This is a genomic window from Myxococcus sp. AM009 (assembly GCF_013372605.1).
GTDB lineage: Bacteria > Myxococcota > Myxococcia > Myxococcales > Myxococcaceae > Myxococcus > Myxococcus vastator.
On record NZ_JABXEP010000003.1, the window covers coordinates 36,831 to 48,214 of the forward strand.

At 71.2% G+C, this 11,384-nt stretch carries 12 protein-coding genes; 5 read left to right on the forward strand and 7 right to left on the reverse strand.

Annotated elements, in window-relative coordinates; translation table 11 throughout:
- Positions 1-5 precede the first annotated feature (5 nt).
- Genes HV824_RS01540 through HV824_RS01560 form a run of 5 tightly spaced genes read left to right on the forward strand, consistent with a single transcriptional unit; the run spans position 6 to position 3,704 of the window.
- Positions 6-914 (forward strand): CoA transferase subunit A, encoded by a 909-nt coding sequence (locus HV824_RS01540; RefSeq protein WP_176418480.1) that lies wholly within the window; start codon positions 6-8, stop codon positions 912-914.
- The gene (locus HV824_RS01545) at positions 904-1,677 is read left to right on the forward strand and encodes a CoA-transferase subunit beta (protein WP_255207668.1); all 774 of its coding nucleotides are present in this window, start codon (positions 904-906) and stop codon (positions 1,675-1,677) included. The genes HV824_RS01540 and HV824_RS01545 overlap by 11 nt, the downstream gene beginning before the upstream one ends.
- A 21-nt stretch (positions 1,678-1,698) precedes the next feature.
- Positions 1,699-2,901: a thiolase family protein gene (locus HV824_RS01550; protein ID WP_176422497.1), complete on the forward strand. Its 1,203-nt coding sequence runs from the start codon at positions 1,699-1,701 to the stop codon at positions 2,899-2,901.
- Positions 2,898-3,233, forward strand: coding sequence for a hypothetical protein (locus tag HV824_RS01555; RefSeq protein ID WP_176422498.1), 336 nt, complete (start codon positions 2,898-2,900; stop codon positions 3,231-3,233). Before HV824_RS01550 ends, HV824_RS01555 begins: the two co-directional genes overlap by 4 nt.
- Positions 3,234-3,248: 15 nt before the next feature.
- On the forward strand, positions 3,249-3,704 hold the full coding sequence (locus HV824_RS01560; RefSeq protein ID WP_176418477.1) for an acyl-CoA thioesterase: 456 nt from the start codon (positions 3,249-3,251) through the stop codon (positions 3,702-3,704).
- 65 nt (positions 3,705-3,769) lie between these two features.
- On the opposite strand, the gene HV824_RS01565 is transcribed toward HV824_RS01560, so the two are convergent.
- From HV824_RS01565 to HV824_RS01595, 7 genes are all read right to left on the reverse strand, one after another.
- Positions 3,770-5,263: a DUF1800 domain-containing protein gene (locus HV824_RS01565; protein WP_368738004.1), complete on the reverse strand. Its 1,494-nt coding sequence runs from the start codon at positions 5,261-5,263 to the stop codon at positions 3,770-3,772.
- A gap of 209 nt (positions 5,264-5,472) precedes the next feature.
- Positions 5,473-6,174: a response regulator transcription factor gene (locus HV824_RS01570; RefSeq protein WP_176418475.1), complete on the reverse strand. Its 702-nt coding sequence runs from the start codon at positions 6,172-6,174 to the stop codon at positions 5,473-5,475.
- Positions 6,171-7,994, reverse strand: a complete 1,824-nt coding sequence (locus tag HV824_RS01575) for a HAMP domain-containing sensor histidine kinase (RefSeq protein ID WP_176418474.1) — start codon at positions 7,992-7,994, stop codon at positions 6,171-6,173. The genes HV824_RS01570 and HV824_RS01575 overlap by 4 nt, the downstream gene beginning before the upstream one ends.
- 9 nt (positions 7,995-8,003) lie before the next feature.
- Entirely contained in the window at positions 8,004-9,335 is a 1,332-nt protein-coding gene (locus tag HV824_RS01580) for a von Willebrand factor type A domain-containing protein (protein ID WP_255207669.1), read from the reverse strand.
- Between the two features lie 98 nt (positions 9,336-9,433).
- The gene (gene ddpX / locus HV824_RS01585) at positions 9,434-10,090 is read right to left on the reverse strand and encodes a D-alanyl-D-alanine dipeptidase (protein ID WP_176422501.1); all 657 of its coding nucleotides are present in this window, start codon (positions 10,088-10,090) and stop codon (positions 9,434-9,436) included.
- A complete protein-coding gene (queC, locus tag HV824_RS01590; RefSeq protein ID WP_176418471.1) occupies positions 10,087-10,779 on the reverse strand; it encodes a 7-cyano-7-deazaguanine synthase QueC in 693 nt (230 codons plus the stop codon). Before queC ends, ddpX begins: the two co-directional genes overlap by 4 nt.
- A complete protein-coding gene (locus HV824_RS01595; protein ID WP_176408769.1) occupies positions 10,779-11,384 on the reverse strand; it encodes a hypothetical protein in 606 nt (201 codons plus the stop codon). The genes queC and HV824_RS01595 overlap by 1 nt, the downstream gene beginning before the upstream one ends.

An 11,384-nucleotide genomic window follows, 5' to 3' on the forward strand; every position in this document is an offset into this window, starting at 1 on the left:
GAGCGATGAACAAGCGCTGCTCCATGAAGGAAGCCATCGCCGAGTCCGTGAAGGACGGCAGCTCGTTGGTCATTGATGGCTTCACGCACCTCATCTGCTTCGCGGCGGGCCATGAAATCATCCGCCAGGGACGCCGGGACCTCACGGCCATCCGCCTCACGCCGGACCTCGTCTATGACCAGCTCATCGAGGCGGGCGCGGTGCGCAAGCTCGTCTTCAGTTGGGCGGGCAACCCGGGCGTGGGCAGCCTCCACGCGCTGCGCCGGCGCAGCGAGGCGTCGTCACCCGAGCGCCTGGAGCTGGAGGAGTATTCCCACTTCGGACTGCTGTCCCGCCTGCTCGCGGGCAGCGCGGGCCTGCCCTTCTGGCCGCTGAACAACTACGCCGGTGGCGACATCGCCCGCGTGAATCCGTCCATCAAGACCGTGACTTGCCCCTTTACCGGGCAGGAGCTGGCCGCCGTCCCCGCGCTCCGGCCGGACGTGGCCATCATCCACTGCCAGCGCGCCGACCTGGAAGGGAACGCGCAGGTGTGGGGCCTGCTGGGCTCCCAGAAGGAGGTGGCCTTCGCCGCGAAGAAGGTGATTGTCGTCGCGGAGGAGCTTGTCTCCACCGAGCGCATCCGCAAGGACCCCAACCGCACGCTCGTGCCCGGCATCATCGTCAGCCACGTGGTGCACGAGCCGTGGGGCTGCCATCCCAGCTTCGTGCAGGGCTTCCATGACCGGGACAACGACTTCTACGTGAAGTGGGAGGACATCTCCCGACAGCCGGAGACCTACCGCGCGTGGCTGGAGGAGTTCGTCCACGGCGTGAAGGACCGGCAGGGCTATCTCGCGCGGCTCGAAACCGGGCTGCTCGACAAGCTGCGTGCGAAGGCGCGCGTCTGCGAGGGGGTGGACTATGGCTACTGAGCTTCCAGCGACGCCCACCGCCTCCGAGCGGATGGCCTATCGCGCCGCGCAGGAACTGCGGGACGCGGACGTCGTCTTCGTGGGCATTGGCCTGCCCAACCTCGCGTGCAACCTGGCGCGGGAGACGCACGCCCCGGGCCTCTTCATGATTTACGAATCCGGCGCGGTGGGCGCCATTCCGGAGCGGCTGCCCGTGTCCATCGGCGACCCGTCGCTGGTGACGGACTCGCTGGCCGTCGTCGGGCAGGCGGACATCTTCCAGTGCATGCTCCAGCGCGGGCTCATCGAGGTGGGCTTCCTCGGCGGCGCGCAGGTGGACCGCTGGGGGAACATCAACACCACCGTCATCGGCGACTACGCGAACCCCAAGGTGCGGCTGCCCGGCAGTGGCGGGGCGTGTGAAATCGCCGTCCACGCGCGGCGGCTGCTCATCGTCATGCGGATGAGCAAGCGCACCTTCGTGGAGAGGTGCGACTTCATCACCAGCCCGGGCCACCGCATCCATGGGAAGCGCCGCGCGGAGCTGGGCATGCCCGGCGGAGGCCCCACCCGCATCATCACCGACCTGGGCGTGCTCGACTTCGACGCCACCGGCGAGGCGGTGCTCGCCGAGGTGTACGCCGGCGTGACGGTGGACCAGGTGCGCGCCGCGTGTGGCTGGCCCCTGCGCGTCGCCGAGTCCCCGCGGATGGCGGCCGAGCCAGACATGTCCGTGCTGCGCCTGCTGCGCGAGAAGCTCGACCCGAAGCGTCTCTACCTCTAGCGAACGACCCACGGAGCCCTCATGAACGACGCCTTCATCGTCGACGCGGTTCGTACTCCCATTGGCCGGTTCCGAGGCGCCCTCAAGGGTGTCCGGCCGGATGACCTGGCCGCCCACGTCCTCCGCGCGCTGCTCCAGCGAAACGCCCTGGACGGCGCGAGGGTGGACGAGGTGTTCCTCGGCTGCGCCAACCAGGCGGGCGAGGACAACCGCAACGTGGCGCGGATGGCGCTGCTCTTGGCCGGGCTGCCCGACGCGGTCCCCGGCGTCACCGTCAACCGGCTGTGCGCCAGCGGCCTGGAGGCCATCATCCAGGGCTGCCGCATGATTCAGGTGGGCGAGGCCGACCTCGTGCTCGCGGGCGGCGTGGAGTCCATGACGCGCGCGCCGTGGTCCATGCCCAAGCCCGAGGAGGGCTTCCCGTCCGGCAAGTGGGAGGCGTGGGACACCGCGCTGGGCTGGCGCTACCCCAACCCGCGTCTGGCGGCCCGCTTCCCGCTGGAGCAGATGGGCGAGACGGCGGAGAACGTGGCGGCGCAGTACGGCATCTCCCGCGAGGCGCAGGACGGCTTCGCGCTCGCCTCCCACCGCAAGGCCGTGGCGGCCCAGGCGGCGGGCTGCTTCGCGAACGAGCTCGTCCCCGTGGAGGCGCCACAAGGCAAGGGCGCGGCCCTGCGCGTGGACACGGATGAAGGGCCCCGCGCGGACACCTCCCTGGAGCGGCTGACCGCGCTGAAGCCGGCGTTCCGTCAGGGCGGCAGCGTGACGGCGGGCAACGCCTCCACTTTCAATGACGGCGCGTCCGCGGTGCTGCTGATGAGCGGGAAGGCCCTGCGCGCCGCCAGGGCCACGCCGCTGGCGCGCTACGTGAGCAGCGCGAGCGCGGGCGTGGACCCTCGCGCCATGGGCATCGGGCCCGTGCCCGCGTCGCGCAAGGCGCTGGAGCGCGCGGGTTGGGCCGTGGAGGCCGTGGACCTGGTGGAGCTGAACGAGGCGTTCGCCGCGCAGGCGCTCGCCTGCCTCCAGGAACTGGCGTTGCCACCGGAGTGCGTCAACGTCCATGGCGGCGGCATCGCCCTGGGGCACCCACTGGGCGCCAGCGGCGCGCGCATCGTCACCACGCTGGTGCATGCGATGAAGCGACAGGATGCCCGGCGTGGACTGGCGACGCTCTGCGTGGGCGTGGGCCAGGGGCTCGCGATGACGCTGGAGCGTGGCTCATGAGCGCGCACGCCTCGAGCGGCGCGCTCCGCATCTTCCTCGACACGGAGGCCACGCCCCGCGCCTGGGGCTACCACCTCACGGGCCCCGGCCCCGAAGCGGGCGTCATCGACTCGCTGGACGCGCTCGCCGACGTGCTGTCACGTCATGGCGAGCTGCTGACGGACCTGCCCTGGACCGAGCTGCCGACCTTCGGCGGGCCACCGCCGCCCCACACCACGGACGTGTGGAGCTGGGATGCGCGGCGGCTGCTCGTGGGCACGCGCCCCGGCCTGCTGCGGCTCATTCCACGAGACAGTCCGGATGGCCCACGCCGCCACCTTCCTTCCCGCTGAACCCCAGGACCCTGAATGACAGCCGAACCCTCCCCCAAGCAGCGCATCGAAGCGGGCCGCATCACCGAGGTCAGCCTCATCGAGATGGTCTTCCCGGAGCAGACGAACCACTACGGCACCCTCTTCGGCGGTCAGGCCCTGGCCCTCATGGACAAGGCCGCCTTCATCGGGGCTTCTCGCTACGCACGGCGCACCGTCGTCACCGCCAGCAGCGAGCGGGTCGACTTCCACGTCCCCGTGCGGCAGGGCCAGCTCGTGGAGCTGGAGACCCGCATCGTCGCCACGGGCCGCACGTCGATGACGGTGGAGGTGGACCTCTACGCGGAGGACCTGCTCACCGGGGACCGGCAGCTCGGGACGCGGGGCCGCTTCGTGCTCGTCGCGCTCGACGCGCACGGGAAGCCCACGGGCGTGCCGCCGTTGCTGCCTCCGGCGACCGCGGCGCTGGAGCACGCCGCGCCCGCTCCGTGACGCTGGCGGCCCCGGTGGCGGAGCGGGCGCGCTCCAGCGGTGTGTCACGGCGTGGAGCGCCTCCGCTACTGCTTCTGGAACTCCGGCGAGCCCAGCAACAACCCGGCGATGAGCGGGACGTCCACGGGGCGCTTCTCTCCCACGGCGCTGGCGGCCTCGGCGCGCTTCGACAGCGCGTCGAGGATGGTCGCCCGCGTCTCCTCGGACGGTGGCGCGCCCAGCAGCGCCTGGCCCAGCGCGTCCACCCAGGCGCGCTCGGTGGGCTCGGGCGGCGTGGCCAAGGTCTTCAGCGCCACCTCCGTCCCCGGCATCCGCCCGGACACCAACTCCAGGCTGAAGTTGAGCCGGGCCACCAGGGAGCCGCTGTTCACCCACGGCGCGGCCCCTTCCGGAAAGCCCGTGGGCGCTGGCGCCCGGAAGAGCGGCTCGCCCATCTTCGCCAGGGACTGCACCAGCCGGGGGCGCACCGTCACCTCCGCTTCGGTGGCGCGCAGCGCGGACACCACGAACTCGAAGGGCGTCTTCACCTTCACGGCCCGCGCCTCGGGGGCCCAGAACTCCGGGGACTGGAAGAGCGCGCGGTACACGGTGGGCAGGTCCCCGTCCGAGTCGAGGAACACCTTCGCCACCCGCTCCACCAGCGCCGGCGGCGGCGTGTCCGAGACGAAGCGCCGCGCCAGCTTGCTGGCGAGGTGACGCGCGGTGGCGGGGTGCCTCGCCAGCAGGTCCAACACCTGCTCCCCGTCCGCCAGGCTCCGCCGTCCGGGGATGCGCTGCCCCAGCACCTGCTTGTCGTCCGCGTCATGCGCCCGGCGCCGGAAGAAGAACGCAGGGGCCTTGCGCGGCGCTCGGATGCTCCAGCCCGTGAAGCAGCGGGCCACCTCACGCACGTCCTGCTGCGTGTAGCCGCCCTCCACGCCCAACGTGTGCAGCTCCAGCAGCTCGCGCGCGTAGTTCTCGTTGAGGCCCGGCTTCGACGCTTCGGGCTCTCGCGTCAGGCGCGCGGGCATGCCGTCACGGACGCTGCGCCAGTTGTCCAGGTAGAAGAGCATCGCCGGATGGCGGGCCGTGGCGCCCAGCAGGTCCCGGAAGTTGCCGAAGACGTTCGGGCGGATGGCATCGCGCTCGTAGGCCGTCACCATCCACCGCGTCGCGCCTTTGTCCGCGGACACGTTGAAGTGGTTGAACCAGAAGTCCACCAGCACCTCTTCGAGCTGGTTGGGGCTCTCCACCGCCCGCAGCAGCTTCGCCGCGGATTGCTCCAGGCCGATGAGGGCGGGGCGCAGCGGCGTACGCCCGTCCTTCAAGGCCGCCTCCCGCTGGCGCTTCGGCGGGTACTCCCGCACCAGGTCCGCCATGGACATCGTCAATGTGGGCAGCGTCTGGAGCTTCGCCTCCAGACGGGGTGGCAGCGGCGCTCCGGGACGGGAGAGCTGCGTCTCCATCCAGCCCTCCACGCCCAGGCGCCGCAGGTCCGCCAGGGACTGTGGCGAAGGTCCAAAGGCCATCCGTCGCAGGACATGAACCGCGCGCGCCTCGTCGAAGGCAGGGCTGGCCACGACGGGCCCCGGCGCCGCCGAAGCATTGGAGTGCGGACCGCTCGCACATGAGAGCAGGACGGCCGCCAGGAATCCGACAGGCAATCGACGCATGACGAAGGAAGAACCCCGCATGGCGCCACAAGTTACGCGGTGAGCAGTGGGCGCGAAGTCAAATGACGCTTTCCTGGCGCCAAACGCGCTGTGCGCCACAGCCCGCTGCGCTGACGTCAGGCCGCTTCGACTTCCATCCGGTACCCCACGCCTCGCACCGTCTGGATGGCGAAGCGGGACGTGCTGTTCCAGCCCAGCTTCTTCTTCAGGCTGGAGACGAAGTTGTCCACGGTGTGCGGGTCCACGACGACTTCCCTGCCCCACACCGCGTCCAGGATTTCGTCGCGTCGCAGGACGCGCTCACGCTCGCGCACCAGGAGCGCGAGCAGGTCGAACTCCGTCCGCGTCAGCTCCACCGGGGCTCCCGCCGGCGTCTCCACCTTCCGGCGGTCCAGGTCCATCCGATAGCCCGCGAAGCGCAGGCCCTTCACCGGGGCCGCGCCGGAGCGGCGCACCAGCGCGCCCACGCGCGCCAGCAGCTCTCGGAGCCGGTAGGGCTTGCCCAGGTAGTCCTGCGCGCCCGACTCGAAGCCCCGCACCACGTCATCCTCCAGGGTGCGCGCGGTGAGCATCAGGACGGGCGTCGTCACGCCTTCTTCGCGCAGCGCGCGGCACAGCGTGTAGCCGTCACCATCCGGCAGCATGACGTCCAGGAGGATGAGCTGGAAGTCGCGCCGGCCCAGGTGCTCGCGCGCCTCGCGCACGCAGGTGGCCTCCTCCACCGCGTAGCCCCCCTGGTTCTCCAGGTTGTCGCGCAGCGCGAGCCGCAGGTTGGCGTCGTCCTCCACCAGGAGGAGCGCCGGAACGGATGAGGTCATGTCGTCACCGGATGAGGAAAGCGAAGCTCGAAGGTGGTGCCTTCCGGGCTGGAGGCCGCCACGCGCAGGGTGCCGCCGTGCACGCGCATGATGCGGCGGCACAGGGCCAGCCCCAGGCCACTGCCGGGCGCATCGTGTCCCTGGCCGGGCAGGCGCACGAACTCCTCGAAGGCGCGCTCCCACTGCGCCTGGGGAATGCCCACGCCGTTGTCGGAGAAGCGCACGCGGCCGTCTTCCAGCGCCTCGATGCGCAGGCGCACCGGGCTGCGGGTGTTGTAGGCACAGGCATTGCGCGCCAGATTGGAGAGCAGCAGTCGCAGGAGCTGTCCGTCCGCGCGCAGGGAGCGCTCCCCCACGTCCGCGTCCAGCTCCACGGGCACCTTGGACCAGGACTCCAAATCCCGCCGCAGCAGGCCCACCAACTCATCCAGGCGCACCGGCTCCAGCTTCGGCACCCAGCGCCCCTTGTCGATGCGGTTGAAGGACAGCAGGTTCTCCACCAGGAAGCCCAGGCCGTCCGCCTCGCGGACGATGCGCGCCGGGTAGTCGCGCGCGTCCGTGCCCTCCGCCAGCCGCCACTCCAGCGTCTCCGCCAGCAGCCGGATGGAGGCCAGCGGCGTGCGCAGCTCGTGCGACACGGTGGCCACGAAGTCGCTCTTCAGCTCCACGAAGCGCAGCTTGCGGTGCTGGGCCACGAAGGCCAGCGCGGCGATGCCCAGCGCCAGCACCGCGCACGCGGCCACCATGCCTGTCTTCAAGCGGTAGCGCCGCGCCAGCGCGCCCTGGGCCCGCGCCCACTCCGGCGTGTCCACCGACAACGGCAGGGCAGCCAGCGGCAGCACCTCCGCGTCCGCCAACAGCCGCACCTGGCCGTCCGCCTCCAGCAACCCGCGCTCGCGCATCTCCCGCGTCAGCGACTGGAGCAGCGCGCCCGAGTCCACCGCCACGCCCCGGACGTGGTTGCCGCCGCGAGGCTCCAGGTACCACCCCGCGCGCACCAGCGCGGGGCCTGGAAGCGTCTTGGGCAACGGCAGCGGTTCGGACGCGAGCTCGGCGGCGCGGGCCTCGAAGTCCGCCACCGGCACGCCCGCCTTCGTGGAGAGCGCCACGATGCGCTCGCGCAGGAAGTCGAAGTCCTCCTTCGTGAAGCGCGCGCGGCGCAGCAGGAGCAGCCGCTGCAATCCATCCAGGCGCCCGCTGCGTCCGTCCGCCAGTCCGTCACGCACCAGCGCGTGCATCAACTGGGGCACGGGGTCGCCTCGCTCCGCCAGTGACTCCAGCACCACCAGCAAGCCCGGCACGTCGCGCGTGGAGGCCAGCACGTACTGCGAGCGGTGCTGGAGCAGCGCCATCAACGCCACGGTGGACGCACGGCGGTCGCCGCGTGCCAGCGCCCGGTCCACCTCGCGAATCAGCGCGAGCCGCTCCGCCCAGGGGTCCTCCGCCTCGTCCGCCCGCTCCGTACCCGCGCGCAGGCCCGCGTAACGCCCTTTCGCGGGCGTGTCCTCGCCGCCGTCGTGGAGGGCCAGCCGGGGCAGCAACTGCGTGCCGCGCTCGCGCAGATAGAGCCCGGTTGCCGGGGCGAGCGGATCCAACGCGGCGGCCTCCAGCGCGGGGCGCGCCGCTTCCAGCCTGTCTCGCAGGAACTGCGCCAGGGAGGCACGCGCGTACTGCTCCAGGGCCTCCCGGCGGGAGTCGAGCGAGGCCTGCGCGTCATCCCGCTCGGTGGCGAAGATGCGCTGGAGCGAGCCCAGGCCCCAGGCCAGCCCGGCGAAGCCCAGCAGGAGCGCGATGAGGGTGGGCAGCAACCGGCGGAGCATCGGAGCGGCTCAGTTTCCCAGGGAGGGCACGTCGTCGAAGTCCGAGCTTCCGCCGGGCATGAGGCGCTCGAAGCGCTCCTTGCGCGTGTCCAGCGCCTGGGCCTTGCGGATGAGCGCCCCCAGCCGCGCCACGTCCTCGCGGGCTCGCAGCGGCTCACCGAGGCCTTCCCACAGCGCCAGCAGCCGGGGCCAGTCCAGGGCGCGCGTCCAGAAGGAGGCTCGCAGCTTCTCCGCGAACGCGGAGGCCACGTAGGCCAGGCGCGTGGACGCCGCGGCCCGGGCGTAGTCAGAGCGCAACGTGCTGGAGGGCATCATCATCTGCACCCGGCGCCAGTTGCTGGAATCGCCCTGCTCGTAGCGCACCCGGAGCATCCCGAAGGCGATGGAGGGCCCGTGCAGCTTCACCTCGTGGATGACGGTGACGGCCTGGCCGGCGGCCAGTGGGAAGAGCTCCACCTCGTCGCCTGGGTCGCGCGGCTCCGGGTTCGGAGACAGGTACTCGTAGCCCAGCAGGCGGTAGCGGGCGACGGCCTGCCGATTGAACTCCACCTGGACGCCGACCTCGCGGACCGGCTCGCGGGCCTTCACGGTGATTCGCACCACGTGGTAGCCCTTGCGGCCCGGCGAAGGGAAGCCTTCGACGTAGAGCAGGAAGGGGCCGTACGGCTCGCCTTCGTCCCCCGAGTTGAAGCTGTTGATGAAGGCCTCCGTCCGCACCACGCCTTCCGCGGGGAAGACGTCACGAGACAGGTAGTCACGCGCCACCGCATAGGCGCGGGTGTCCACGGCCACGGGGAACTCCGAGACGCGCGACTCCTCCGTGTCGATGGTGGGGTTCACCCCGAAGCCCCGCGTCTCGACGCCGGAGCCCGGCTTGCCTGGCGACGCGCGATAGACGCTCTGCCGCGCCCCGTCCGGCACGAGCACGGGCAGGTGTTGCAACGTCCAACCGGGTGCGCGCTCGCGGTCATCGTCCGGCTGCGCGGGAGCCAGCACGGCGGGGCGCGTCCGCATCGCCGCCAGGAGCGCCACGTCCACGCGGGCCTCCTGCCCGGCCTTCACCGCGAGGTCCGTCCGGCTGAGCTCCTGGAAGGACTCTTTCTCGAAGCGGAGTGAGTAGACGCCCTCCGCCAGTTGGGGAAAGCGGAAGCCGCCCTGCGCGTCCGTCACCGTGGAGCGGGCCTCCGTCAGCGCGGGCGAGGTCGCGATGACGCGCACCTCCGGGATGGGGCTTTTGTCGCTGGCACGCACGACGGTGCCGGAGAGTCCTCCGGCCGCCAGCGCTGGCGCGGACAGCAGCAGGAGGACGACACAGAGGGCATCGAAGAGGGTGGGCTTCATCGTGGGTGCCATCCCGGGCCACGCACGCCGTGCTCACCCTGGGGAGGTGCCTGCAGCGTGCCGCAGGCGGGCCCTCCGTTCATCATGGTTTCATCATGTCATGGCGAGGAGAAGGGCACGTCCAGCACGGGGCGCTTCTTCGCGTCCGGCAAATCGTAGTGCCACCACTCCATGCGGTTGCGCTTGAAGCCCGCGCCTTCCATGGCCTCGCGCAGGACTTCGCGGTGCTTGCGCGACGCCTGGGTGCCGCCCTCGTATCCGTGGTGCGCGGCGCGGCTGAAGGTGTCGAAGGGAGTAGGCATCTCCACCTCCTGGCCCTCCAGCGTCGTCAGCGTGAGGTCCACCGCCCCGCCCCGGTTGTGGTTGGAGCCGGTGCGCGGGTTGGCGACGTAGCCGGGCACCGGCATGATTTCCCACATCTGGTACTGCACCGCGCGCGGCCGGTAGCAGTCGTACACCTTCAGCCGGTAGCCCTGGGCACGCAGCACGTCCGCGGCCTTCCTCAGGCGCTCGGCCGACTCGGGCAGCAGCAGGCAGCGCGCCGTGTCCGGGTACACCTTCCGCTTCATGAAGTTGTCCGCCGTCGCGTAGCGCAGGTCCACGACCAGGTCCGGCACCACCGTGGTGGCGTCCACCAGGGAGGCCGCGGCCTTCGGCGTCGCCGTGGCCTTCGACGTCCCCGCGTCGTTGGCCAGCGCGGGCCCGGACGACAGGCCCAGCGCCACCACCACGCCCCAGCCCAGGCGCGGCGTCACGCGGCCTCCGTGTAGCGCGTGGGGTCCGGCACGCCGGCTTCCTCGAAGCCCTTCTTGCGCAGCACGCAGCTGTCACAGCGCCCGCAGGCGCGGCCCTGGGTGTCCGGGTCGTAGCAGGAGTGCGTCAGGCCGTAGTCCACGCCCAGCTTCACGCCTTCGCGGATGATGTCCGCCTTCGTCAGGCCGGACAGCGGCGCGTGCACGGTGAAGCGCGCCCCCTCCACGCCCGCCTTGGTGGCCAGGTTGGCCATTGACTCAAAGGACTGGATGAACTCCGGGCGGCAGTCCGGATAGCCGCTGTAGTCCACCGCGTTGACGCCGATATAGATGTCCGTGCTGCCCACCACCTCCGCCAGCCCCAGCGCCAGCGAGAGGAACAGCGCGTTGCGCGCCGGCACGTACGTCACGGGGATGCCGTGGCTCAGCTCATCGGCGGGCCGGTCCTTGGGCACCTCGATGTCCGCTGTCAGCGCGGAGCCGCCCACCTGCCGCAGGTCGATGGACACCACCCGGAAGTCCGTCACGCCCATGGCGGCGGCGACCTTCTTCGCCTGCTCCAGCTCCACCGCGTGCCGCTGTCCGTAGGCCACCGCCAGGCAGACGGGCTCGAACCCCTTCGCCTTGGCCATGGCCAGGCACGTCGTCGAATCCAGCCCGCCCGAAATCAACACCACCGCACGCTTCACCATCAATCCCTCCGCGCTCCCTGCACGGTGTACACCGTGGTGCAGGTGGACGGCTGGCAATTGCAGTTGCGGGTCCCCGGCAAGAAGATGTCCGTGAGGGAGCCGCACGCCAGCGACACGTCGTAGCCATTCTCCGTGGGGCCCGGCACCGAGCCGTCGGGGATGCCGCCGTCGAACTGGCGGCAGTCACGGCTGAGGCTCCGCGCCTGGCTGTCGCTGAAGAGCGTCACCCGCAGCGTCTCCTCGATGGCGGAGTCCTCGCAGCCCGTGCCACAGGACGCGCGGGGCGCGACGGCCTTCAGCGTGGACGTGGCCACCTGCCCCTCATAGCCCGCGTCGCGCGAGTAGCCCTGCACGGTGAAGTAGCCCGTGCCCGCGTCCGTGTCGCGCGAGAAGGTGCCCTCGAAGAGGAACACGCCGGCGTCGTTGGTTTGCGCGAAGTCCGGCACCGAGGCGTCACACGTGGTGCGCGCGGCGTCCAGCCGGGCCTCGAACTGGAACGAACCGAGCACCTGGTCACCCGGGTACACGGGTTCGGAATAGCAGGCCATCGCCACGGCGACGGCCGTGACGGGCAGGGCGGCGAGAGCAAGACGCTTCACGTGCAT